General features: G+C 61.7%; 25 protein-coding genes. 16 read left to right on the forward strand and 9 right to left on the reverse strand.

Annotated elements, in window-relative coordinates:
* Positions 1–29: 29 nt before the first annotated feature.
* The 5 genes from EJ070_RS35670 to EJ070_RS35690 form a co-directional block, all read right to left on the reverse strand.
* Positions 30–833 carry an ABC transporter permease gene (locus tag EJ070_RS35670; protein WP_126095541.1) on the reverse strand — a complete coding sequence of 268 codons (804 nt, stop codon included), beginning with the start codon at positions 831–833 and terminating at the stop codon, positions 30–32.
* A 178-nt stretch (positions 834–1,011) separates the two neighbouring features.
* Complete coding sequence (locus tag EJ070_RS35675) at positions 1,012–1,995, reverse strand: ABC transporter substrate-binding protein (RefSeq protein ID WP_126095542.1); 984 nt, start codon at positions 1,993–1,995, stop codon at positions 1,012–1,014.
* A gap of 590 nt (positions 1,996–2,585) precedes the next feature.
* On the reverse strand, positions 2,586–3,512 hold the full coding sequence (locus EJ070_RS35680; protein ID WP_126095543.1) for a dihydrodipicolinate synthase family protein: 927 nt from the start codon (positions 3,510–3,512) through the stop codon (positions 2,586–2,588).
* A gap of 127 nt (positions 3,513–3,639) precedes the next feature.
* Entirely contained in the window at positions 3,640–3,747 is a 108-nt protein-coding gene (locus tag EJ070_RS37540; protein ID WP_126095544.1) for a tautomerase family protein, read from the reverse strand.
* A 67-nt stretch (positions 3,748–3,814) separates the two neighbouring features.
* Positions 3,815–4,855: a proline racemase family protein gene (locus EJ070_RS35690; protein ID WP_126095545.1), complete on the reverse strand. Its 1,041-nt coding sequence runs from the start codon at positions 4,853–4,855 to the stop codon at positions 3,815–3,817.
* Between the two features lie 305 nt (positions 4,856–5,160).
* Between EJ070_RS35690 and EJ070_RS35695 the strand changes: the two genes are divergently transcribed.
* Positions 5,161–5,808: a helix-turn-helix domain-containing protein gene (locus tag EJ070_RS35695; RefSeq protein WP_126095546.1), complete on the forward strand. Its 648-nt coding sequence runs from the start codon at positions 5,161–5,163 to the stop codon at positions 5,806–5,808.
* Between the two features lie 48 nt (positions 5,809–5,856).
* Complete coding sequence (locus tag EJ070_RS35700; RefSeq protein ID WP_126095547.1) at positions 5,857–6,372, forward strand: GNAT family N-acetyltransferase; 516 nt, start codon at positions 5,857–5,859, stop codon at positions 6,370–6,372.
* 150 nt (positions 6,373–6,522) lie between these two features.
* On the opposite strand, the gene EJ070_RS35705 is transcribed toward EJ070_RS35700, so the two are convergent.
* Both EJ070_RS35705 and EJ070_RS35710 read right to left on the reverse strand, forming a co-directional pair.
* The gene (locus EJ070_RS35705) at positions 6,523–7,698 is read right to left on the reverse strand and encodes an acetate/propionate family kinase (RefSeq protein ID WP_126095548.1); all 1,176 of its coding nucleotides are present in this window, start codon (positions 7,696–7,698) and stop codon (positions 6,523–6,525) included.
* A gap of 62 nt (positions 7,699–7,760) precedes the next feature.
* Entirely contained in the window at positions 7,761–10,142 is a 2,382-nt protein-coding gene (locus EJ070_RS35710) for a phosphoketolase family protein (RefSeq protein WP_126095549.1), read from the reverse strand.
* A 175-nt stretch (positions 10,143–10,317) separates the two neighbouring features.
* Between EJ070_RS35710 and EJ070_RS37335 the strand changes: the two genes are divergently transcribed.
* Positions 10,318–10,650, forward strand: a complete 333-nt coding sequence (locus tag EJ070_RS37335; protein ID WP_245464773.1) for a DUF1858 domain-containing protein — start codon at positions 10,318–10,320, stop codon at positions 10,648–10,650.
* A 77-nt stretch (positions 10,651–10,727) separates the two neighbouring features.
* Here EJ070_RS37335 and EJ070_RS35720 read toward each other — a convergent pair whose 3' ends face one another.
* Positions 10,728–11,312, reverse strand: a complete 585-nt coding sequence (locus tag EJ070_RS35720; RefSeq protein WP_348639575.1) for a Crp/Fnr family transcriptional regulator — start codon at positions 11,310–11,312, stop codon at positions 10,728–10,730.
* Here EJ070_RS35720 and EJ070_RS37675 point away from each other — a divergent pair.
* The 8 genes from EJ070_RS37675 (at position 11,286) to EJ070_RS35755 (ending at position 16,734) form a co-directional block, all read left to right on the forward strand.
* On the forward strand, positions 11,286–11,414 hold the full coding sequence (locus EJ070_RS37675) for a hypothetical protein (protein ID WP_348639576.1): 129 nt from the start codon (positions 11,286–11,288) through the stop codon (positions 11,412–11,414). The two genes, EJ070_RS35720 and EJ070_RS37675, sit on opposite strands and share 27 nt — an antisense overlap.
* 227 nt (positions 11,415–11,641) lie before the next feature.
* Entirely contained in the window at positions 11,642–12,841 is a 1,200-nt protein-coding gene (locus EJ070_RS35725; RefSeq protein ID WP_126095551.1) for an NnrS family protein, read from the forward strand.
* A 148-nt stretch (positions 12,842–12,989) separates the two neighbouring features.
* Positions 12,990–13,436: a pseudoazurin gene (locus tag EJ070_RS35730; protein ID WP_126095552.1), complete on the forward strand. Its 447-nt coding sequence runs from the start codon at positions 12,990–12,992 to the stop codon at positions 13,434–13,436.
* A 13-nt stretch (positions 13,437–13,449) separates the two neighbouring features.
* The gene (locus tag EJ070_RS35735; protein ID WP_126095553.1) at positions 13,450–13,710 is read left to right on the forward strand and encodes a hypothetical protein; all 261 of its coding nucleotides are present in this window, start codon (positions 13,450–13,452) and stop codon (positions 13,708–13,710) included.
* On the forward strand, positions 13,694–14,797 hold the full coding sequence (nirK, locus tag EJ070_RS35740; protein WP_126095554.1) for a copper-containing nitrite reductase: 1,104 nt from the start codon (positions 13,694–13,696) through the stop codon (positions 14,795–14,797). Before EJ070_RS35735 ends, nirK begins: the two co-directional genes overlap by 17 nt.
* A 71-nt stretch (positions 14,798–14,868) precedes the next feature.
* On the forward strand, positions 14,869–15,726 hold the full coding sequence (locus EJ070_RS35745) for an SUMF1/EgtB/PvdO family nonheme iron enzyme (protein WP_126095555.1): 858 nt from the start codon (positions 14,869–14,871) through the stop codon (positions 15,724–15,726).
* A 22-nt stretch (positions 15,727–15,748) separates the two neighbouring features.
* On the forward strand, positions 15,749–16,198 hold the full coding sequence (locus tag EJ070_RS35750) for a group III truncated hemoglobin (RefSeq protein WP_126095556.1): 450 nt from the start codon (positions 15,749–15,751) through the stop codon (positions 16,196–16,198).
* A 104-nt stretch (positions 16,199–16,302) separates the two neighbouring features.
* Positions 16,303–16,734 (forward strand): ion channel, encoded by a 432-nt coding sequence (locus EJ070_RS35755; protein ID WP_126095557.1) that lies wholly within the window; start codon positions 16,303–16,305, stop codon positions 16,732–16,734.
* Between the two features lie 20 nt (positions 16,735–16,754).
* Here the strand turns inward: EJ070_RS35755 and hemN are convergent, their stop codons facing one another.
* Positions 16,755–18,149, reverse strand: a complete 1,395-nt coding sequence (gene hemN, locus EJ070_RS35760; protein WP_126095558.1) for an oxygen-independent coproporphyrinogen III oxidase — start codon at positions 18,147–18,149, stop codon at positions 16,755–16,757.
* Between the two features lie 105 nt (positions 18,150–18,254).
* Between hemN and EJ070_RS35765 the strand changes: the two genes are divergently transcribed.
* The 5 genes from EJ070_RS35765 to ccoP all read left to right on the forward strand — a co-directional run bounded on the left by EJ070_RS35765 (position 18,255) and on the right by ccoP (position 22,592).
* A complete protein-coding gene (locus tag EJ070_RS35765) occupies positions 18,255–18,968 on the forward strand; it encodes a Crp/Fnr family transcriptional regulator (protein ID WP_126095559.1) in 714 nt (237 codons plus the stop codon).
* Positions 18,969–19,211: 243 nt separating this feature from the next.
* On the forward strand, positions 19,212–20,822 hold the full coding sequence (gene ccoN, locus EJ070_RS35770) for a cytochrome-c oxidase, cbb3-type subunit I (protein ID WP_126095560.1): 1,611 nt from the start codon (positions 19,212–19,214) through the stop codon (positions 20,820–20,822).
* A gap of 10 nt (positions 20,823–20,832) precedes the next feature.
* Entirely contained in the window at positions 20,833–21,564 is a 732-nt protein-coding gene (gene ccoO, locus EJ070_RS35775) for a cytochrome-c oxidase, cbb3-type subunit II (RefSeq protein ID WP_126095561.1), read from the forward strand.
* A 12-nt stretch (positions 21,565–21,576) separates the two neighbouring features.
* Positions 21,577–21,726: a cbb3-type cytochrome c oxidase subunit 3 gene (locus EJ070_RS35780; protein ID WP_126095562.1), complete on the forward strand. Its 150-nt coding sequence runs from the start codon at positions 21,577–21,579 to the stop codon at positions 21,724–21,726.
* 2 nt (positions 21,727–21,728) lie between these two features.
* The gene (gene ccoP, locus EJ070_RS35785) at positions 21,729–22,592 is read left to right on the forward strand and encodes a cytochrome-c oxidase, cbb3-type subunit III (protein WP_126095563.1); all 864 of its coding nucleotides are present in this window, start codon (positions 21,729–21,731) and stop codon (positions 22,590–22,592) included.
* Positions 22,593–22,648 lie beyond the last annotated feature (56 nt).

Raw genomic sequence — 22,648 nt, forward strand, 5'->3', positions numbered from 1 at the left:
AGCTGCGGTTTGCGAGGATGCGTTCAAGATCAAGGTGCCCATGGCGCGACCCTTGCCCGGATGATGCGGAATGCCGTGTCGGTGATGAGACCCAGAAGCCCGATCGCGGCGATCGCCATGAAGATCACATCGACCTGGAAGCCGCGCATCGCCTTCAGGCTGATATAGCCAAGACCGCTCGACGCGGCGACGAGCTCGGCCACAACCAGATATGTCCAGGCCCAGCCCATGGTGACGCGAAGCGTGTCGAGGATCGCGGGAAGTGCGGCAGGGAAAATGACGTGCCACACGGCTTCGCTGCGATTGGTGCCCAAGGTGTAGGAGGCGTTGACAAGATCCCTCGACACGCCGCGCGCGCAGTCGGAGATCATCACGAGCTGCTGGAAGAAAGTGCCGAAGAAGATGACCGCTATGCGCTGCTCGATGCCGATGCCGATCCATAGGATGAACAGGGGCACGAACGAGGTCACGGGCAGATAGCGGATGAAGTTGACCAGCGGCTCCAGCGGCGCCTGCACCGCCCGATAGGTGCCCATCCATAGCCCGAGCGGCACCGCGATCACCGAGGACACGATGAAGCCCAGGATCACCACCTTGGCGCTGGTCAACGTGTGGTAGAAAAGGCTGCCGTCCAGGGACATGCGATAGGTCGTCTCGAGCACGGTTCCGGGCGTGGGCAGGAACATGTTCGGCACGACGCGGCCATAGGACAGGAGAGCCCAGCCGCCGATCACGACCACCCACATCGCCAGCGCGAGCGTCGTTGCCGTGCCGGCGGGAATGTTGGCGAATGGGGTCGTCAGGCGTGTCCACGCCGTCCGCCTCTGTGCCATAGGTTGGCCTCCGTTGATTTTATGCGCGAAATTCTGGCGCTCGAGAAAACGGGACCGGCTCAGGCGGGCCGACCACTCTCGCTTTCGGGAAACGGGGCCAGCCCGGACGGGCCGGCCAACTCTGGCTTTCGAGAACCGGGGCCGGCCCGAATGGGCCGGCCCCGGCGATCTCATAGGCTCACTGTTCCTTGATGAAATCGGTGTCGAGGATGGTTTTCGCGTCGATCGTCATCTTCAGCTTGCCGGCCTTGCCCCAGATATCCTGCGCGAAATTCACCAGGTCGGATGCCTCGCTCTTCTCAGGGGTGCCGAAGAATTCCAGGTTGCGAGCACGATCATAATAGCGCACGCCCTTGGCGCCGGCGGCGAAATCCTCGGGCTTTTCGAGATAGCCGCCAATGCCCTTGGCCATGATCTCGTAGGCCTTTTCCGGGTTGGTCTTGATGTATTCGACCGCCTTGTAATAGCCCTTGACGAGGGCCTTCACGTCCTCGGGATGCTTTTCAATCAGGTCGCATTTGAGGGCGATCACGTCGACGATCAGGCCGGGGGTGGTCGTGGAATCGATCAGCACCTTCCCCTTTCCGCCCTTGCGGACCTCGGTGAGGTGCGGTTCCCAGGTCACGGCAGCGGGAACCTGGCCGGCGATGAAGGCCGTCGCCGCGTCATCGGCGGTCATGTTGGTGACGCTGACGTCGTCCTCGGTCATGCCTTCCTTTTTCAGGAGCACGTTGAACCAGAATTCGGAAACGGAGCCCTCGTTCAAGGCGACGGGCTGGCCCTTCAAATCCTTCAGCGACTTGACGTCGGCCTGCGAGACGACGCCGTCGCCGCCATGGCTGTCATCGAGCGCCAGGACGTATTTGAAGCAAAGCTCGTCCGAGCGGTACTTCATCAGCTCGTCGACGGTGGATGCCGCGCCGTCGAGATCGCCACCGGCGACCGCCGCCATGTAAAGCGCTGATTCTTCAATGACCTTCAGGTCGACATCGACGCCGGCTTCCTTGAAGTAGCCGAGATCGCGGGCAAGAAACAGCGGCCCGTAGCCTACCCAGGTGGTCATGCCGAGGCGAATGGCGCCAGCGTTGGCAGGAGCGGAAAGCGCCAAGCCCAGCAGGCCTGCACTGACCGCGGTCATCAGGCAATTTCGGAAAGTCTTCATTTTTGTGGTTCCCCTATGGCTTTGCCGGCATCGGCCTCACTCAGGTGGCTTGCCAAGCTATGGTTCGGCAGCCGCTCTCTTGTTATGCGTCGCCTCCCAGGCGAGCCTTGCGTGTTCTAGGTTCGGCAAGAGAGCATCCGGGCTGGATCGCAAAAAGAAGTCTTTTTCTGTCCTTTGCTTCGCCGAAACCGAAGCGGAGGGGCCCGGGCGGCCGCTGGCAAGCGAGGCAGGCTGGTTCGCCTGTCTCGGCCTGGCGCCTCGACATTGCGCACACAGGCCAGATGCGTCGGCCGCTAAAGTATGTCGACCCCGCACGAACCCGCCAAGCCGGCATAGGTGCTATCGCGGACGCCTTTCACCGGCGCGGGCATCGTGTTTCGAATGCGACTTGACGCCTTCAACACTCGTATAGCCGATCATCCCGCCCATTCGTCTCCCGCGCGTGGATTACCTCTGGGTCGCGAGACGCCTGAAGGCACCGCGCGTCTAAAGCGCGTCGCGATCTTCCAGGTTCGCTCCGTGCGCTTTAGGTTTTTGATTTTACGCATGTCTTTGTCCCGAAACCGGTTCCCACTTTCGGGAGACATGCTTTAAAACGATGCCCGGGTGTCATGCCTTGCCACCCGGGAAAGCAGATATTCGACCTCGTCCGCGGCGGCCGGCGACATTTTGGTGAAAGGAACCCGCATCGCATCGTCGCGGATGATCCCCCGCCGCTTGAGCAGATATTTGCGCACGGCCAGCCCAACGCCCTGCTGATGCTCGTAGCGGATCAGCGGCAGATGCGCATCGAACAGGTCGTGGGCCGCTCCACGCTCGCCAAGTGCCGACAGGCGGACAAAATCCACCAGCATGTCGGGGAAGGCATAGCCGGTCATGGCGCCATCCGCTCCGCGTTCCATCTCGAAGTCGAGGAACATGCCGCCATTGCCGCACAAGATGGATACCGGACGCATGGCGCCTTCGCGCTGCAGCTTGCGAAGCGCCGAGATCTTCTCCAGCCCTGGCCAATCTTCGTGCTTGACCATGACGCATGACGGATTGGCGGTAATGATCCGCGAAATCACATTGACGGTCATGACGACGGTCAGCGTAAGTGGATAGTCTTGAAGAACCCAGGGCACTTCCGGGCCGATCGCTTCCGTGGTGCTCGCGAAATAGGAAACGATCTGCTCGTCAGTGCGAAGCGGCGACGGAGGCGCGATCATCACTCCTGCCGCCCCTTCGTCCATGACGCGCCGGGTCAGCGAGCGAATGGAGGCCAGCCCCGGCGCAGATACGCCGATCACGACGGGAATAGGCGAACGGCGAATGAACCGACGCGCGACCGCAAGCGTCTCGTCGGCGTCCAGCTTCGGCGCTTCGCCCAGGATTCCCAGCGCAGTAATACCCGTGCAACCGACTTTGGCGTAGAAATCCACCAACCGGTCGATCGAGTCGAAATCGATATCTCCGTTCGATGCGAACGGCGTTGGAGCGATGGCGAATACGCCGGATGCCTTCTGATCGATCCGCACGCTAAACCTCATAAGTTTCTTACCTGCCTGGGGGAGCCTCAGGCGCGCTTCCAGAGATGAATGATACTCCCGTCCGGATCGGATACGATGAGCGTCGTTCCATGACTACCCATGTCTCGCTCGCCGATTATCTCGTCTCCGATTTTTCCATGAATACACGCGTTATGGTCTCCGCCACTTCGTACTTTTGACTTGGTGAGCGGCCGGGATAGAGATCGATCTCAACAAGCGGCATGTTGCAACCTTCATTGATCTCTCGTTCGGCCAGTTCGCTCGGCCGGCGCCGGCTCCCCAGATGACGCCTACTGCGTCACCGAGGTCGACGTGCCCCACGTGTCCGACAGCACATAGCCCTGCGGGTACGGGTCCGTCGGATCGAGATAGTAGTTGTGCTCGCCAGTGATCCACGCCCTGCCGGTGATCTCCGGAACGATCGCCTTGCGACCGGCGATTTCGGTCAGTTCAACTATTCTGCCGGTGAAGCGGGAGCCGATGATCGATTCATGGATCAGAACGTCGCCGACGCCCATCAAGCCACGGGCCTGAAGCACGGCCATGCGGGCCGAGGTGCCGGTTCCCGTCGGGCTGCGGTCCGATCGTCCAGGCGAAACGATGCATGTGTTGCGGGTGACGTTGCCAGGCCCTTGGAAAGGCATCGCGAACTGCACGATCGACACACCGCGCACATTGTCGAACTGCGGATGGACGACATCGAGCTGTTCGCGCGCGGCGCGTCGAACCTTCTCGCCGATAACGGCCAGTTCGCGCGCCTCGTCGGGAACGACCGAGAAGCCGAGCGCATCGGCGTCGACGATCGCGTAGAACATGCCGCCATAAGCGATATCGACCTTCAGCGTTCCCAGCCCCTCGACTTCGATGTCGGCATCGAGGCGTTCGGCAAAGGCGGGCGCGTTGCGGAAAGTTATCGACAGGCATTTGCCGTCGCGGCATTCGGCGCGCACCTCGATGACACCGCCCGGCATGTCGAGCTTGAAGCACGTCTCGGGCTCGTTCATCGGCACCATGCCGGTGTCGAGCAACACCGTGGCGACGCAAATCGTGTTGGAGCCGGACATCGGAGGGTATTCCGTCGGTTCCATGATGATTGCGCCGGCGACGCAATCCTCGCGCGTCGATTGCACCAGAAGATTGACGTGCCGGGCAACACTGCCGCGCGGCTCGCAGATCAGCATGCGCCTTATATGGTCGTGATCACGCTCCATGGTGATCATCTTTTCCATCATTGTGCGCCCCGCCGGCGGCAGCACGCCGCCCACGATGACATCGCCGACCTCACCCTCGGCATGACAGCCGACCACGCGAATACTGGTTCTGGTACGCATTGTTGCTCCCTGTCGATCAAAGCAATCTGCCGGGTAGATAGCGCGGATAGCTGCGCGAGTCCCGAATGACGACGGTTTTGAGGACACAGAATTCTTCGGCCGCATAGCGCCCGTTCTCGCGACCGAACCCGCTCTGGCTCCGACCGGCACCTCGGACGGTGCGTTGCGGCTGCGCTCAGCAAGGCATGGCTCCATCGGCGATCTCGAGCTCCGCTCTAAGTAGTTTCCCCTAGGGACATAACCGAATTTCGGCGCGGCGGGATTTGGGCGATTGCTGTTGTCACGAATTCACCGGGACCACAGCCATGTACGCCCAAGCCTCCGCCAAGATCGAACTGTCGTCATACCTTCCTCATCAGAGCCCGGCGCCCATCTTTGAAGGGGCGACAACGCAGCCGGTCAGCTTCTTCCCGGCCGGCGCCGAGATTTACGCCCAGGGCGAAAAGGCCGGTGCCCTCTACCAGGTCGAATTCGGCGCCGTCCGTATCTACCGCTTGCTCGCCGACGGCCGCAGACAGATAAGCGCGTTCCACCTGGCCGGAGAAACATTCGGCTTCGAAGCCGACGCCAATCACCATTTCTTCGCCGAAGCGATCAATGCGACCGGCGTGCGCGTCTTTCGCACCCCCTCGGGCATGGACATGTCCCGCCAGCTTCTGCCCCTTGCGCTCAAGGGGCTGACCCGCGCGCAGGAACATCTTCTGGTGCTTGGCCGCCAGAACGCCATCGAGCGCGTCGCCGCATTCCTGGTCGAAATGTCCGAGCGTCAGGGTGGGTTGCGGCAGGTGGAACTGCCGATGTCGCGGATCGATATCGGCGACTATCTCGGCCTCACCATCGAAACCGTGTCGCGCGTCTTCACGCGGCTGAAGGAGAAAGGCGTCATCCGCCTGCTCAGCCTGCGCAGCATCGAAATCCTCAAGCGGGATGCGCTGCTGGCGATGGGGGAATGAGGCCCTTTTCGAGCCGATCTCCGCATCAACCTCCTGAAAGGGATGCCAATGAAAACCACACTTACCACGCACACCGGATTCCGCTTCGAAGTGCGCCGTGCACGCGCCGACGACGAGCCGCTCGTAGCCGAGTTCTTCACTCATGTGACGCCGGAGGATTTGCGCTTCCGCTTCCTCGGAGCCGTGAAGGAGGTCTCGCATGAGCGGCTGGTGGCGATGACCCGTTCAGACGATCCGCATATTCATAATTTTCTTGCATTCTCGACCGACGGGATGCTGATCGCAGTGGCGACCCTCGCCAACGATCCGGCCGACCGGCGCGGCGAAGTCGCCATCTGCATTCGCGAAGACCGCAAGCATCTCGGCGTCAGCTGGGAATTTCTCGGCTACATCGCGCGCTATGCAGACGACCATGGCATCGAGACGATCGAGTCGATCGAGAGCCGGGAAAACCGCGCCGCGATCGAGCTTGAGCGCGAGATGGGCTTCACCGTCGCACCCGACCCCAATGACTCTACACTCGTCCTGGTTCAGCGGAAGCTCGGCGCCAAGTTGCCGGGCTAGAGCAATTTCAGGAAAAGCGCGCAACGATTGGGCTCGGCGACTTCGCCGGAGCCTTCCCTTCGGAATTGCGTAAAAATAAACAGTTAGAGCGGTTCAGCGATTCTACCAAACGCTGAACCGCTCTGAGTCCCACCACCCGTCACGGGCAAATCAGACCACTTCGAGTTTGAGGAGTTGCGTGGCCACCGCGCGTTCCTCGTCGGCCGGAATGACAAGAACGTCGACGCGGGAATTCGGGGCGCTGACCAGTTCGACGCCACCGCGGTTCAAACCGTCATCGAGCGCGACACCGAGCCATGCCGCGGCCTCGCAGATCCTTTGCCGGATTTGAGGCGCATGCTCGCCGATGCCCGCGGTGAACACGAGCGTGTCGAGCCCTCCAAGCGCGGCTGCGAGCGATCCGATCTCACGCCCGACGCGATAGACGAAGAGATCGACGGCACGGGCCGCCGCAGGGTCCTTCGACGCAAGCAGGGTCTGCATATCCCCGGAAATGCCGGATACGCCGAGAAGGCCCGATTGCTCATAAAGCAAGGTGGACAATTCGTCCGGCGACAGCTTGCGATCCTGCAAAAGGTGCAGAAGCACGCCAGGATCGATGGCGCCGCAGCGTGTGCTCATGACGAGGCCGTCAAGCGTCGAAAAACCCATGGTGGTGGCGAGGCTTTCCCCGGCCTTCATCGCGCACAGGCTCGCCCCGCTGCCGAGATGGGCGACAATCGTTCGTCCGCCGGCGCTTGAGCCGTAGCGGTCACGGAGCTTCGCAGCGATGTGGCTGTAGGAGAGCCCGTGGAAGCCATAGGAGACGATGCCCTGCTCCGACATCTCGCGCGGCAAGCCATAGAGCCGGGCGAGCTCGGGCCGCGCCGCGTGGAAGGCGGTATCGAAGCAGCCGACCTGTTTGACTCCAGGCAAAAGCCGACGGGCCAGGCCGACGATCTCCAAGTTAATCGCCTGATGGATCGGAGCGAGCGGTTCGAGCCTGTGCAGGGCATCGACCGTGCGCTCGTCGAGCAGGGTCGCGCGAACTAAATTCTGACCGCCATGCACGATGCGATGGCCCACTTTGCCGACCTGGCGCAGAAGGCCGCTATCGGCGAGAAAGGAGGATACGGCTTCGAATGCCTTCGCAATATCGATCGGCCCGTCCCCCAAGCTCCTGTCGATCCCGGGCGACAAAGCCATGGGCGCGACGTGCAATCGTGGACGGTACCCGATCGATGAAACGCTGCCACGCGCCAGCAGGGGAAGTTCGCCGCGCTCCTGAAACAGGGCGAACTTCAGGCTTGAGGAACCGCCATTGAGGATGAGAATGGTACCGATCATTGCCGGCCGGTTCCGGCCAACCTCACGGCGCCCGTCCTCTCGGTGTGGCGCTTCGGCATCGACTACCGCTCCCATTTCCAGCCGAGGATTTCGGGCATGTCCTGTCCATGCTCGCGGATATAGGCATGGTGCTCGATCAGCTTGCCTTCCATGGCCTGTTTCAGTTGGATGTGCGCGCCGGCCGGCTCGGGAATGCGGTCGAGCACGCTCAGCACGAGATGATAGCGGTCCAGCCCATTCAGCACGGTCATGTCGAAGGGTGTGGTGGTCGTCCCCTCCTCATTGTAGCCGCGCACATGGATGTTGTCATGGTTGGTCCGCCGATAGGTCAGGCGATGGATGGTCCATGGATAGCCGTGGTAGGCGAAGATGACGGGCTTATCCCTGGTGAAAAGCGCGTCGAACTCGCGATCCGACAGGCCGTGCGAATGGTGTTCCTTCGGCTGCAGGGTCATCAGGTCGACGATATTGACCACCCTGATCCTGAGTTCGGGAATGTGGTCTCTCATAATCTGAACGGCGGCCAGCGTCTCGAGCGTCGGCACATCACCGGCACAAGCCATCACCACATCCGGCTCGGTCCCGCGATCGGTCGACGCCCAGTCCCATATTCCGATGCCGGCGCTGCAGTGAACCTTCGCGTCGTCGATGGACAGCCACTGCCAGGACTTGGCCTTGCCGGCGACGATGACGTTGATGCGGTTCCATGTCCGCAGCACATGGTCGGTCACGCAAAGCAGGCTGTTTGCGTCCGCCGGCAGGTAGACGCGCACGACATCCGCTTTCTTGTTCAAAGCCACGTCGATGAAGCCTGGGTCCTGGTGGCTGAAGCCGTTGTGCTCCTGCTGCCAAACGTGGCTGGACAAGAGGTAGTTCAGCGAGGCGACCGGTCGCCGCCAGGGCAGCTTGCGGCAAGCGTCCAGCCATTTCGCATGCTGGTTGAACATGGAGTCGACGATGTGCGTGAAAGCCTCGTAACAGGAGAACAAGCCGTGGCGGCCAGTCAGGAGATAACCTTCCAGCCAACCCTGACAGGTATGCTCGGATAGGATCTCCAGAACCCTGCCTTCCCTGCCGAGGTGAACATCCTCGGGCAGGATCTCTTCCATCCAGGCACGCTCCGTCACCTCGAAGACATCCTGCAGCCGGTTAGAAGCCGTTTCGTCGGGGCCGACGATGCGGAAGTTGTTCGAGCTTTGATTCAACGCCATGACGTCGCGCAGGAAGTTGCCCATGACACGGGTCGATTCTGCCTTGACGTCTCCGGGGCGGGAGAGCGGGACCGCATGCTCATCCAAGCCAGGCAGTTCAAGGGAGCGGCGAAGCAGACCGCCATTGGCATGCGGGTTGGCGCCCATGCGCATGGCGCCTTGCGGCGCGGTGGCGCCGATCGCGGGCACCAGTACGCCCGCGGCATCGAAGAGTTCTTCAGGCCGGTAGCTCTTCAGCCAATCCTCGAGCATCTTCAGATGCGCAGGGTTTTCGGCGAGGCCGGAGAGTGGAACCTGGTGCGCGCGCCAAAACCCTTCGGTCTTCAGTCCATCGACCTCCTTGGGGCCTGTCCAGCCCTTTGGGCTTCGCAGCACGATCATCGGCCATTTCGGACGGGGCTGCGCGGTCGCCGCGCCGCTGCGCGCCGCCTGCTGGATCGCCTTGATGCTATCCAGCGCATCGTCGAGCACGACGGCCATGCGCTCGTGCATCCAGGCCGGATCGTCGCCTTCGACGAACAGCGGCTCGTAGCCATAGCCGACGAACAGCGCGCGCAATTCCTCCTCAGGGATGCGGGCGAGAATGGTGGGATTGGCGATCTTGTAGCCGTTGAGGTGGAGGATCGGCAGCACCGCCCCGTCACGCGCCGGGTTGAGGAACTTGTTGGAATGCCAGGACGTGGCCAGCGGCCCGGTTTCCGCCTCGCCGTCGCCAACGACGCAAGCGACGATCAAACCCGGGTTATCGAAGGCGGCGCCATAGGCATGCGAGAGCGCGTAGCCGAGCTCGCCACCTTCATGGATCGATCCGGGCACATCCGGCGCCGCGTGGCTTGGGATGCCGCCGGGAAAGGAGAACTGCCGGAAGAGCTTCTTCATTCCGGCCTCGTCCAACTGGATATCGGGATTGATCTCGCTGTAGGTGCCCTCGAGGTAGGTGTTCGCGACCATGGCAGGCCCGCCGTGGCCAGGGCCGCAGATATAGATGACGTTTGCGTCGCGCAGTCTGATGGCGCGGTTGAGATGCGCATAGATGAAGCTGAGGCCCGGCGAGGTTCCCCAATGGCCAAGCAGCCTGGGCTTGACATGCTCCAGCCGAAGGGGCTCGCGAAGCAGCGGATTGTCGAGCAGATAGATCTGCCCGATGGTCAGGTAGTTGGCGGCACGCCAGTAGGCATCGATGTCGTGCAGTTCCTGCGCAGACAAGCGATTGGTGCTGGGACGCTCGGTCATTTCCGACTCCTTCGCTGGTTCCAAACCGACCCCGGCTAAACCACAACGCACCGACGCTGCCACCGGTTCATGACCGGCCGGTGTCAAGAGTGGCCGCCATCGATCTATCGGGAGAAGAACGGTCGAGCTTTGATCCATCGCAAAAATGCCAGGCCAGGGCGGCCGCAGCTCTGAAATGCGCCTCAAGTTCCGGCTCGCCGAGCGAGGCAAGACAGCGCCATCTTTGTTTCAGAGCAACGAACACACCGGAAAGCCCGTGCAGGATGCCGGCCTGTACATGCGGACAAACGCCATGAAACGCAAATTGAACGACGACGCGACGATGGACGGGATCATGCGCGAGACGCCGGCGGCAATCCGTGTCGTCCTCCAGCACGGCATGCTGTGCGTCGGCTGCCCGATCGCTTCCTTTCACACGGTTTCCGACGCGGCACGCGAGCATGATCTCGATGAAGAGCAGCTTCGCCGCGAGCTGCAGGCCGCGATCGAAAACGGTCACGTCGAATAGAGCGGCTCGCCGTTTGGCAGAATCGCTTAACCGCTCCAACTATTTGTTTTTACGCAATTCCGGACGGTGGAATTGCTCTAGCTTTTCGTCGCCCGACCTTCGGCGATGACGAGGAGCCGATGCGGCTCGACCACGACGATCCTCTGGCGCCCGCTCTTGACGAGCTCCTGGTCTTCCCAGGCTGAAAGCAACCGGCTCACCGTATGGAGCGTGGTGCCCGTCATTTCCGCGACGTCCTGGCGTGAAATCGGGAAGTCGATCAGAATCCCTTCCTCGGTCTTTTTCCCCGACTGCTTGATCAGCTTTAGCAGCGCATGCGCAACGCGCTGTTCCACCTGCTCGGTGGACATCTCGATGACGCGCGCGTGGGCGTCCTGCAGCCTGCTTCCCACCGTCTTGTAGATGTTCGAACTGAAGCTCGGGAAGCTCGCCGCGAATGTCGGCCAGAGCCGGCTTGGCCAGGCAAGCGCCACGCAATCGACGGCGGCGATGGCATTTGCCGGGTAGGCCGTCAGGCCCAGCGCGCTGGCGATCCCCATCAACTCGCCGGGGCTTATGTACCGGACGGTCACCTCGTGCCCGTCCGGGGTCGACTTCACCACGCGCACGTGGCCGTCGAGCAGCAGGAAGAATGAATGAGCCTCCTGCTCCTGCTCGAACACCGGCTGATCCTTGGCAATCCGAATGGACCTTGCCTGCCCGACTATGCGGTCGAGGTCCGCGGCTGCGATCCCCTCGAAAACGGACAGACCGGCAATCAGTGATCGATCAAGGCTTGCCAACGGCCTTTTCTCCCCGGGCTTTCAACGGGGCAAACACGCTCAGGCCCCTGACCAGACTGTGTCACGGACGACCGCCCGTCGACAAGTGAAGCTTCCTGTCGGTGTCGCCCGCGATTCACGCTCTTGTTTGCGCTGAGGCAAATTCCATCCTCCTTGACCGGGATAGAAGAGCCACACAGGCACCTTGCCTGGGTTCCAACGAGGCAGTCATGGCAATTCCACGGACGCGGCCGAGCGCCTATCCGGCAATTCTCTCCTACGGGTTCCGGCCCTTCTTTCTGCTTGGCTCGCTGCAAGCCGCTACCGCGATGCTTTTGTGGTTGCCCCTCTATTACGGCAAGCTCGAAACTTTCAGCACGTTCCTGCCCGTGGATTGGCATATTCACGAATTGCTCTTTGGCTATCTGTCGGCAGTCGTGACCGGCTTCCTGCTGACTGCAATTCCGAATTGGACCGGACGACTTCCCGTTCAGGACTTTCGCCTGCTGGTGCTCGTGCTGCTCTGGATCGCGGGCCGGGTGGCCGTGTTCTTTTCGGCAGAGATGGGCTGGCTCTTGAGCGCAGCCATGGATTGCTCCTTTCTTCTCGCCGTGGTCGCCGCAGCCGCAACGGAAATCGTTGCCGGAAGAAACTGGCGGAACCTCAAGGTGCTCCTGCCGGTCGCAACGCTTTTCGCGGCAAATGTCATGTTTCATGTCGAAGCCCATTACCAGGGCGTCTCCGACATGAGCCGGCGCCTCGGTCTTGGAGCGGTCGTCGTCCTCATCATGATCATCGGCGGGCGGATCGTTCCGAGTTTCACAGGCAATTGGCTGGCTCGCGAGAAGCCGGGCCGGCTCCCGGCACCGTTCGGCCGGTTCGATGCCGGAACCATCGCGCTGTCCGCTATCGGACTCGCCGCGTGGGCTTTCTTCCCGGACAGCATCGCAACCGGCGTGCCGCTAATCGCCGCGGCGATCTTCAATGCCATTCGGCTCGCCCGCTGGGCGGGTGACCGAACGCCGTCCGATCCTCTGGTTCTGATCTTGCATGTCGCATTCGCCTTTGTGCCGTTTGGGCTGCTGCTTGCCGGGCTGGCCATCTTCGCTCCGGAAACGATCCCCGCAATTGCCGGCATCCATGCGTTCGCGGTGGGGGCGATCGCCTGCATGACGCTTGCCGTCATGACCCGCGCTTCCCTCGGCCACACGGGCCGCGAATTGAGGGCGGGCGGAGGAACAAGAGCTGTCTTCGTCGCGATCGTAAGCGCCGCCATTCTGCGCGTGGCCGCCGCCATGGCGCCTGACGCGGCGATTCTCCTCCACATCTCGGCGGCACTCTGGGTTGCGGCCTTCGCCGGCTATGCAGTGCTGTTTGGCGGCATGCTCTTGCGGCCACGCCTGCAAGCACGCCGCAAGAGCGCCTCTTGAAAGCGGGCGACGCGGCGCACCTCCTCGCTTGTTGCGCGCCGATCATTTTCGTCGGGCAATTTGCGCCAGCGCAAATCACCAGGTCGCCCGGCGAACTAGAAGGACGCAACGGTTGATGCCGTGGTGAAACAAAGAAAGGAATTCTCCAATGAAACTGCCCCTGGTTGCCGCGGCGATCGCATTGCTCTCAATTGTCGGCGTTGCCAATGCCGAAGAACATGTCGTGCAGATGCTGAACAAGGGTGAAAAGGGCGCGATGGTGTTCCAGCCCGATTTTGTCCGGGCGGCTCCCGGCGACACCATCAAGTTCGTGCCTACCGACAAGACCCACAATGCCGAGATTATCAAGGGAATGATCCCGGACGGCGCTGAAGCCTTCAAGGGCAAGGCGAGCGAGGAGATCACGGTCACCCTTACCAAAGAGGGCGTCTATGGCGTGAAATGCGCTCCCCACTACGGCATGGGCATGGTGGCTCTGATCGTCGTCGGCAAGCCCGTCAACCTGGAAGCGGCGGAAGCCGTCAAGCAGACCGGCAAGGCGAAGCCCGTCTTTGCCGAACTGTTCGCGGAAGCGACCAAGACCGCTTCGAACTGATCCGACAGCGCGCGTGGCTGCCTCCGGCAATGGCGGGCTGGAGGCACTGGCCGGACAGACCATGGGAGAGGTCTGTCCGGCCATTTTCATTTTGCGATTTGGCATCCGCAGCAATCACGGCCAAGCAATGCGGGGATGCATCCGGCAATTGATCCAAATCAAAAATCAATTGATCCAGGTTTGCGCAAACGCAAAGAAGCGCCGCGCAAAGATACTATCCTGGCTTCATCGAAACGGTGAAGTTCAGGAGATGAAAAATGCTTACGAGACGTGAAGCCTTGTTGGGTTCTGTTCTTACCGCTGCCGCCGTTGCCACCCTTGGCTCGGCGCCGGCGATGGCGGCCGCGAAGGATGTGGCCGGACTGCCGCGCGAGAAGGTGACCCTTGTCGCGCCGCCGTTCGTGCACGCTCACGACCAGGTGGCCAAAGGCGGTCCCAAGGTTGTCGAGTTCACCATGAAGATCGAAGAGAAGCCGATGGTCATCGATGCCGACGGCACGCAGCTCAACGCCATGACCTATAACGGCTCCATTCCGGGCCCTCTGATGGTCGTGCATGAGGGCGACTATCTCGAGCTCACGCTGATCAATCCCGATACCAACACGCTCGCCCACAACATCGACTTCCATGCGGCGACCGGCGCGCTCGGGGGCGGCGGGCTGACCCTGGTCAATCCGGGCGAGCAGGTGACGCTGCGCTTCAAGGCGACCCGGCCGGGAACGTTCGTCTACCATTGCGCGCCGGGCGGTGCGATGATCCCCTGGCATGTCGTGTCGGGAATGAGCGGAGCCGTGATGGTGCTCCCGCGCGACGGCCTGAAGGACGACAAGGGCAAGCCCGTCCGCTATGACCGTATCTACTATATCGGCGAGAACGACTTCTACATCCCGCGCGACGAACAGGGAAAATTCAAGAAGTACGACTCGGCCGGCGACAATTACGACGACACCGTGAAGGTGATGCGCGGGCTGATCCCGACGCATGTCGTGTTCAACGGCAAGGCAGGATCGCTGACCGGCCAAAACGCCATGAAGGCCAAGGTCGGCGAGACCGTCCTCATCGTCCACTCGCAGGCCAATCGCGACACGCGACCGCACCTGATCGGCGGCCACGGCGACTTCGTCTGGCAGGGCGGCAAGTTCGCGAACCCGCCTGCCAAGGACATGGAAACCTGGTTCATCCGCGGTGGATCCGCCGGCGCCGCGCTCTACACATTCCGGCAGCCGGGCGTCTATGCCTACGTCAATCACAATCTGATCGAGGCGGTCGAGCTCGGCGCGACAGCGCACTTCACCGTCGACGGAAGCTGGGACGACGATCTGATGATGCAGGTCGAACCGCCCAAGGCGATCGCCTCGTAACCTGAGAGAGCCGATCACCGCGCAACCCGCCCTCACCGCGGGCGGGTTGCACGGCAGGCGGAGTTTTCGGCATGTCTTTCGATCCTGCCTTCACGTTCGGAACGATCGCGGCCGCCGCGCTCATCGGTTTGGGCGTCAGCCATGCGGTCGATGGTTCGCAATCGGGGGCTCCCGTTGCCGTGGGTGAACTGGTGGTTCTGGCGCCTGGTTCATTCAACCATTCGCAGCCTGGCGAATTCCTTAAGGACAGTCATCCCGCGCCGGCGTCCGTCTTGAAGGAGACCATCGATGCGCCGCTGGAAATCATGAAGTTCCAGGTGAGCGCAACGGATTACGACCGTTGCGTTTCGGATGGCGCCTGCAAGCCCGCCGACTCGCGCCTCGCCGGCAACGTTCCGGCGACCGGCGTCAGCTTCACCGATGCGCAAGCCTATGCAAACTGGCTGTCGGCGCGAACGGGCGAGACATGGCGGCTGCCGACAGACCTGGAATGGGCCTATGCCGCTGGCGAGCGGTTCAGGGCCGACATAGAGGCCGGCGAAGGCGACCCGGCCGACCCGGCAAGGCGATGGCTCACACAGTATCGCAACGAGGTTGCGCTCGGTCGCAAATCGGATCCTGAACCGCGGACACCCGGGTCCTTCGGCCTCAATTCAAAGGGCGTTGCGGATATTGCCGGCAATGTCTGGGAGTGGACATCCACTTGCTATGCCCACGCGACGATGTCCGGTGGCGTCATTGCCAGCTCGATCAGCAATTGCGGCGTGCATGTTGTGGAGGGCTTCCACCGCACCTACATGTCGAACTTCATCCGAGACGGCAAAAGCGGCGGTTGCGCGGTGGGCACGCCGCCCGACAATCTGGGCTTTCGACTCGTCCATGACCGTAGCTGGTTTCAGGACGCGCTTCATCGCCTGGGCGTTACCTGAAGCTTGAAGAATAGGAACGTGAATGACTTCGAAACCGGTCTTGCTCGACGGGGTTCGCCCTGCCCCCGAACAGCCCCTGGTTCGTTCTGATGTCGATCGGGCCTCGATAGGAGCACTGGTCCGCAAATTCTATTCCAAGGTCAGAAAGGATGAGCGACTCGGACCCATTTTCGCCCGCGAGATCGTCGGTGATTGGGAGCCTCATCTCGAGAAGATGACGGACTTCTGGTGCTCCGTCATATTGAAGAGCGGCGACTATCATGGACGGCCGGTGCCGGCTCACCTGAAGCTTCAGGATGTCGTTGAAGCCGACTTCGATATCTGGTTGGCCCTCTTCGGGGAAACGGCGGCAGAGCTGTTCGCCTCCGAAATCGCGGCGGTGTTTGTCGAGCGGGCGGAACGAATAGCGACGAGCCTGAAACTCGCCATGTTCTTTCGCCTTGGTCCTGCCGCGGTCGCGGTCGGCGAATAGGCTGGCCTGTCAAACGCCGCCGGCGCCGGGTGCTTTTACCCGGCCGGTGCTTTGCTTTGATTTTACGCAATGACTACTGCCATCGCAGTCCGTAGTTTCCCGGGATGATCCTCAACCTTTGCGTCGGCACCATCGTCATAAGCCTGACGGTCCTGATCCACACTTTCGGCCTTATCGCGATTACCTACGTGATGGCACGCCTTGTGGCGCTCTTTCGCATGCACGGCCGCCGCAGCCGGGTCGTCGCCATGATCAGCGTCGTGATGGGACTTTTTGCGGTCATGACGGCGGAAGTCTGGCTGTGGGCGGGAGTCTACCTGTTCCTCGGAATCCTGGGCGACTTCGAGACGGCGCTTTACTTTTCGACCATCACCTTTTCGACGGTCGGCTATGGCGACGTGGTGCCCGCCCATGGCTGGCGCGTCCTGGCAGCCCTGGAAGGCGTCAACGGGTTTCTGCTGATCGGCTGGTCGACCGCCTATCTGATCGCGGCCGGCACCCGTGTCGGCCCGTTCAGGGTCGGCGAGCACTTTTGATCAGCGGGCCTGGCCGCTGATCAAACCGCCACCGAATGCCTGCCGGTTCCATTCCTGAAATACGTGTCGAATTTCGCCGCCACCGTCCGAACCAGCGGGCGGCTTTGCGCCGGCACGACGAAGTTTTCACCGTCGAGCCGAAGGAACTGGCCCGCGCCGCTGATGGCTAGGCGGCTGGCCTCGCACAGCAACCTTTGGCCGACATTTCCAAAGCGTTCGACAAGCTCGACCGCTGAGAAAGTGAAGTTGCACATCAGGCGCTCGATGACCCAGCCCCGCGCCTGATCTTCGACGCCGAGTTCAATACCGCGGCCTATCGCCAGTTCTCCGGAATCCACGGCCCTCTCGTACTCGCCGGTCGCAACGATGTTTTGTGCATAGCCCTGGCGGTACCGGCTGATCGAGGACGGGCCAAGGCCGATCAGGGTTTCGCACTGATCCTCGGTATAACCCTGGAAATTGCGGCGGATCTTGCCGGCGCGCGCCGCGACCGCCAGCGAATCGCCCGGCTTGGCGAAATGATCGAGCCCGAGCGCCTCGTAGCCGGCGTCGACGATCAGTCTCGCGGCGAGTTGCGACTGCGCCAGACGTGCGGCGGAATCGGGCAGCCACGCCTCATCGATCATCGTCTGATGCTTCTTGAACCAGGGCACATGCGCATAGCCGAACAGGGCCAGCCTGTCCGGCGCCAGCGTCAGCGCCTGGGCGACAGTCGCCGCAACGCTCTCGCAGGTCTGATGCGGCAGGCCGTACAGCAGGTCCAGATTGACGGACGTGACACCCCTCGCCCGCACCGCATCGACAATGCTTTTGGTCAGCGCAAAGCTCTGCTCGCGATTGATCGCCTTCTGCACTTTGGGATCGAAGTCCTGGACACCGAGGCTCGCTCTGGTCATGCCGATCGCAGCGAAGGCATCAAGCCGCCCTTCATCCATGTCGTTCGGATCGATCTCAACGCTGAGGCCGGCATCGTCGAGAAAGTCGAACCGATCCCGCAACGCTTTTCCGAGCATGAGGATGTCGTCGGGCTTCAGCATGGTCGGGGAGCCGCCGCCGAAATGGACGGCACGTACCTTGCCCCGGCCGCTCACAAGGCCGCCGACAGTTTCGATTTCCTTGTGGAGCGAGCGCAGAAAAGTGGCCACGGGCGCATAGTGCCGGGTCTGCTTGGTGTGGCAGGCGCAGAACCAGCACAGCCTGTCGCAATAGGGGATATGCAGATACAGCGATATCTCGTCATTGCCCTCAAGTGCATCCATCCAGCCGCGAACCGTTGCCGCGTCGACGCCCGGATGAAAGTGCGGGGCCGTCGGGTAGCTCGTATAACGCGGTACGTTGTCGCCAAGTCCCGCGGTTGGGGGGCCTGCGGTTGGGGTTGGGCGTGTTTCATAGGCAGTGGCGGCTGAGGTGCTCATACGGGCAAACTGCCGAAACTACCCCGACAAAGCCTTGATCTCGATCAAGGCGGCGCAGGGCGCAACCGGCGCAAGTTGCGGTCCCTGCTTCATTAAAGGCGTCGTATGGCCGTCAGACAGGATGCTCAACGAGTTGGCATTCCCGCGATTTGCGAATCCTGCGAAGCGCGCCATGGCGGGCTATGCGGCGCGCTCGAGGCCGGCCAGCTCGCCGAGTTGGCCAGGGCCTCATCGAGACATGAGGTCCTGGCCGGGACGGAACTTCCCGACGATGGCACCTACTCGAACGTGCTGTCCGGCGTGGTCAAGCTTACGAGAAACCTGTCGGACGGTCGTCAGCAGATTGTCGGGTTCCATTTCGCGCCCGATTTTCTAGGCAGGCCGTTCGAGGCAAAAAGGCCAATCAAGGCCGAAGCCTTGACGAAAATGACGCTTTGCTCGTTTCCGAGGGCGATCATCGACCGGATGATGGGCGACACGCCGGAGATCGGGCAAAGGCTGCTCCAGCACGCGCTGAACGAGCTCGACGAAGCGCGCGACTGGATGACGGCACTGGGGCACAAGACCGCGTCCGAAAAAGTAGCAAGCTTCCTTCTCATGATCGCCAGAAACATCGATCCGGCCAATCATCCGGCGGGCTCGACAAGCTTCGACCTGCCGCTGTCACGCGCGGATATCGCCGATTTTCTTGGACTGACCATCGAGACGGTAAGCCGCGAATTGTCCAGGCTGCGGTCGGATGGCGTGATCCGGATTGTAAACAAACGGCACATCAGCCTGGAAAGCGTGGCTCAGCTCGAGGAACGCCGCGGCGACTGAACAGCCGACGGCCCGCCTTCTCCCGCGCAAAGCAATCGGTGAGTTTCGGGCTCTCAGATCGGGCGTGGCTCCTGGCGCGGTCGTTGCTCCGACGGCCCTGGCGTTCTTGATGGCCGGCCCTGACGGCTCCCGAAAACAAAAGCTGTACCGTTTGACCTGGATCAAGGCTGTGAGGGTGGAAAATCCCGAAATGGTGCCGCGAGCGGTCATTTTCCGCTGGAACTTCGAGATCGGGGACTTGCGATGAGATTTGGCACGGAGATCGTCCTTCTAAGCCTGTTTGCCTTTGCGGCCCTAGTGGCTGCCGGCTTCGGCGCAGATGAGCCTTTTCGCCAGCATATGTGGGTGTTGTTCTTCGCGGTGGCTGGCTTCACCGCGATCCTGTTGCGCAACACGGATTTCAAGGCGGCAACTCCGGTCGACCCCTCGGCCTACATGGATGGTCCGATCCGTTACGGAGCGATCGCCACGGTGTTCTGGGGCGTCGTCGGCATGCTGGTCGGCGTTGTCATTGCTCTTCAGCTTGCCTACCCGGATCTCGATATCCAACCCTGGTTCAATTTTGGCCGCCTCCGGCCTCTGCATACTTCCGGCGTGATCTTCGCCTTTGGCGGCAACGCTCTTCTGTGCACGTCCATGTATGTCGTGCAGCGTACCTCGCGCGCGAGGCTGTTCGGCGGCGATCTCGCCTGGTTCGTCTTCTGGGGCTACCAGCTTTTCATCGTCATGGCCGCGACCGGCTATCTGCTCGGCATCACCGAAGGTCGCGAATATGCCGAGCCGGAATGGTATGTCGACCTCTGGCTGACGATCGTCTGGGTCGCCTACCTGATCCTTTTCCTTGGCACCATCCTCAAGCGCAAGGAACCGCATATCTACGTCGCCAACTGGTTCTACCTCTCCTTCATCGTGACCATTGCGATGCTGCATGTGGTCAACAACCTCTCGATGCCGGTGTCATTCCTAGGCTCGAAGAGCTACTCGGCATTCTCAGGCGTTCAGGACGCGCTGACCCAGTGGTGGTACGGCCATAATGCCGTCGGCTTCTTCCTGACCGCCGGCTTCCTCGGCATGATGTACTACTTCGTGCCGAAGCAGGTGAACCGCCCGGTCTACTCCTACCGCCTGTCGATCATCCACTTCTGGGCGCTGATCTTCCTCTACATCTGGGCCGGCCCCCATCACCTTCACTACACCGCCCTGCCCGATTGGGCGCAGACGCTCGGCATGGTGTTCTCGGTCATGCTGTGGATGCCCTCCTGGGGCGGCATGATCAACGGCCTGATGACCCTCTCCGGAGCCTGGGACAAGATCCGCACCGATCCGATCGTCCGCATGATGGTCGCGGCCATCGCTTTCTACGGCATGTCGACCTTCGAAGGCCCGATGATGTCGATCAAGGCCGTCAACTCGCTCTCGCACTACACGGACTGGACCATCGGCCATGTCCATTCCGGCGCGCTCGGCTGGGTCGGCATGATCTCGTTCGGCGCCATCTACTACATGGTGCCCAAGCTCTGGAACCGTGAGCGGCTCTATTCGATGCGTCTCGTCACCTGGCACTTCTGGCTGGCGACGCTCGGCATCGTCGTCTACGCGGCCGTGATGTGGGTTTCCGGCATCATGCAGGGCCTGATGTGGCGCGAGTACGACGAACAGGGTTTCCTCGTCTATTCATTCGCCGAGACCGTCGCCGCCATGCACCCCTACTACCTCATGCGCGCAGCGGGTGGCGCCATGTATCTCGCCGGTGCCCTGATCATGGCCTGGAACATCACCATGACCATCCTCGGCTACCAGCGCAAAGAACAACCACTGCCGGGTTCCGCACCCGCTCTCCAGCCTGCTCAATAAGGAGCCAGACATGGGTCTGATCGATAAACACTCCCTAATCGAGAAGAACGCCACGCTTCTTCTCGTCGGTTCCCTGCTGGTCGTCACGGTCGGCGGCATCGTCGAGATCGCACCGCTCTTCTATCTCGACAACACGATCGAGAAGGTGGACGGCATGCGGCCCTACACCCCGCTCGAGCTCGCCGGCCGCAACATCTATGTTCGCGAAGGTTGCTACCTCTGCCACAGCCAGATGATCCGACCCTTCCGGGACGAGGTCGAACGGTATGGCCACTACAGCCTGGCTGCCGAGTCCATGTACGATCATCCATTCCAGTGGGGATCGAAGCGGACCGGCCCTGATCTTGCGCGCGTCGGCGATCGCTACTCCAACGCCTGGCACGTCCAGCATCTCGACGATCCGCGCTCCGTCGTGCCGGAGTCGATCATGCCGAGCTACGCGTTCCTGAGAAACACGCCGATCGAGGTGAAGGACTTCTCGACGCATCTGGTCGCGAACAGGCGTGTCGGAGTGCCCTATTCCGATGACATGGTCTCGAACGCCAATGCAGACCTGATGGCTCAGGCAGACCCCAACGCGGACACGTCCGGACTGGAAAGCCGCTATCCGAAAGCCAAGGTCGGCGACTTCGACGGCAACCCCCAGCAGATCACCGAGATGGATGCGCTGGTCGCCTATCTGCAGATGCTCGGCACGCTGGTCGACTTCAAGAACTACGACGAAGCAGCCGGCTATCGCTGAGGAGAGCAATCGATGGACTACAATTTGATGCGTGAGTTCGCCGACAGCTGGGGCCTGCTTGCCATGGCCCTGTTCTTTGTCGGCTGCATAGCCTTCGCGCTTCGTCCGGGTGGCAAAGCGCATGCCGACCAGGCCGCACAGATTCCTCTCAAGGACGATTGATCATGAGCAGCGAGCATATCGACGAAATCTCGGGCATCACAACGACTGGGCACGAGTGGGACGGGATCAAGGAGCTCAACAATCCCCTGCCGCGGTGGTGGGTGATCACCTTCTACGTCACCATCGCCTGGGCGCTCGCCTATACGATCTTCTATCCCGCCTGGCCGATGCTGAGCTCGACCACCAGGGGCGTTCTGGGCTTTTCCAGCCGCAACGACGTCAAGAACGAATTGGCCGCCGCGGAAGCCGCCAAGGCCAAATACGTCGCGTCAATAGAGTCCAAGAGTGTTTCCGAAATCGCGGGCGACGATGCGCTGCGCGAGTTTGCCGTCGCGGCCGGCGGCGCGGCATTCAAGGTCAACTGCGTGCAATGCCACGGATCCGGCGCTCTGGGGTCGAAAGGATTTCCGAACCTCAACGATGACGATTGGCTCTGGGGAGGAAAGACGGAGCAGATCCAGCAGACGATCACGCACGGCGTCCGCTTCGCCGCGGACGCCGATACCCGCCAGTCCGAGATGCCTGCCTTCGCCGACGTGCTCCAGCCCGAGCAGGTCGCCCAGGTGAGCGCTTTCGTTGCCAGCCTGTCGGGCCCAGTGAAGGACAAGAGCCTGATCGAGCCCGGCGCCAAGGTTTTCGCGGACAATTGTGTCGCCTGCCATGGCGAGAACGCGAAGGGCAACAGGGAGCTCGGAGCACCCGATCTCACCGATGCGATCTGGCTCTACGGCCCCGGCGAAGCCGCCATTGCTGCTCAAGTGAAAGCTCCGAAGAACGGGGTGATGCCCGCCTGGGTCGGTCGTCTTGGCGAGACTACGGTCAAGGAACTGGCTGTCTATGTCCATTCGCTTGGCGGCGGAGAATAGAAGCGGGGACTATTCTCGGCCCTTGGCCGTTCAAGCGACGAGGCCCGGCCATGCCG

It is taken from the genome of Mesorhizobium sp. M1E.F.Ca.ET.045.02.1.1 (assembly GCF_003952485.1).
GTDB lineage: Bacteria > Pseudomonadota > Alphaproteobacteria > Rhizobiales > Rhizobiaceae > Mesorhizobium.

Coding starts and splice junctions, on each gene's coding strand:
- EJ070_RS35690 (WP_126095545.1), bottom strand. CDS start 4,855: ATGCGTACCAGAACCAGTATTCGCGTGGTCGGCTGTCATGCCGAGGGT.
- hemN (WP_126095558.1), bottom strand. CDS start 18,149: ATGAGCACCTCAGCCGCCACTGCCTATGAAACACGCCCAACCCCAACC.
- EJ070_RS35710 (WP_126095549.1), bottom strand. CDS start 10,142: ATGACCGAGCGTCCCAGCACCAATCGCTTGTCTGCGCAGGAACTGCAC.
- EJ070_RS35765 (WP_126095559.1), top strand. CDS start 18,255: ATGGCCGTCAGACAGGATGCTCAACGAGTTGGCATTCCCGCGATTTGC.
- EJ070_RS35695 (WP_126095546.1), top strand. CDS start 5,161: ATGTACGCCCAAGCCTCCGCCAAGATCGAACTGTCGTCATACCTTCCT.
- ccoP (WP_126095563.1), top strand. CDS start 21,729: ATGAGCAGCGAGCATATCGACGAAATCTCGGGCATCACAACGACTGGG.
- EJ070_RS35700 (WP_126095547.1), top strand. CDS start 5,857: ATGAAAACCACACTTACCACGCACACCGGATTCCGCTTCGAAGTGCGC.
- EJ070_RS35705 (WP_126095548.1), bottom strand. CDS start 7,698: ATGATCGGTACCATTCTCATCCTCAATGGCGGTTCCTCAAGCCTGAAG.
- EJ070_RS35730 (WP_126095552.1), top strand. CDS start 12,990: ATGAAACTGCCCCTGGTTGCCGCGGCGATCGCATTGCTCTCAATTGTC.
- EJ070_RS35675 (WP_126095542.1), bottom strand. CDS start 1,995: ATGAAGACTTTCCGAAATTGCCTGATGACCGCGGTCAGTGCAGGCCTG.
- EJ070_RS37335 (WP_245464773.1), top strand. CDS start 10,318: ATGCGCCTCAAGTTCCGGCTCGCCGAGCGAGGCAAGACAGCGCCATCT.
- EJ070_RS35755 (WP_126095557.1), top strand. CDS start 16,303: ATGATCCTCAACCTTTGCGTCGGCACCATCGTCATAAGCCTGACGGTC.
- ccoO (WP_126095561.1), top strand. CDS start 20,833: ATGGGTCTGATCGATAAACACTCCCTAATCGAGAAGAACGCCACGCTT.
- EJ070_RS35780 (WP_126095562.1), top strand. CDS start 21,577: ATGGACTACAATTTGATGCGTGAGTTCGCCGACAGCTGGGGCCTGCTT.
- nirK (WP_126095554.1), top strand. CDS start 13,694: ATGCTTACGAGACGTGAAGCCTTGTTGGGTTCTGTTCTTACCGCTGCC.
- EJ070_RS37675 (WP_348639576.1), top strand. CDS start 11,286: ATGAGCCTCCTGCTCCTGCTCGAACACCGGCTGATCCTTGGCAATCCG.
- EJ070_RS35670 (WP_126095541.1), bottom strand. CDS start 833: ATGGCACAGAGGCGGACGGCGTGGACACGCCTGACGACCCCATTCGCC.
- EJ070_RS37540 (WP_126095544.1), bottom strand. CDS start 3,747: ATGCCGCTTGTTGAGATCGATCTCTATCCCGGCCGCTCACCAAGTCAA.
- EJ070_RS35725 (WP_126095551.1), top strand. CDS start 11,642: ATGGCAATTCCACGGACGCGGCCGAGCGCCTATCCGGCAATTCTCTCC.
- ccoN (WP_126095560.1), top strand. CDS start 19,212: ATGAGATTTGGCACGGAGATCGTCCTTCTAAGCCTGTTTGCCTTTGCG.
- EJ070_RS35745 (WP_126095555.1), top strand. CDS start 14,869: ATGTCTTTCGATCCTGCCTTCACGTTCGGAACGATCGCGGCCGCCGCG.
- EJ070_RS35750 (WP_126095556.1), top strand. CDS start 15,749: ATGACTTCGAAACCGGTCTTGCTCGACGGGGTTCGCCCTGCCCCCGAA.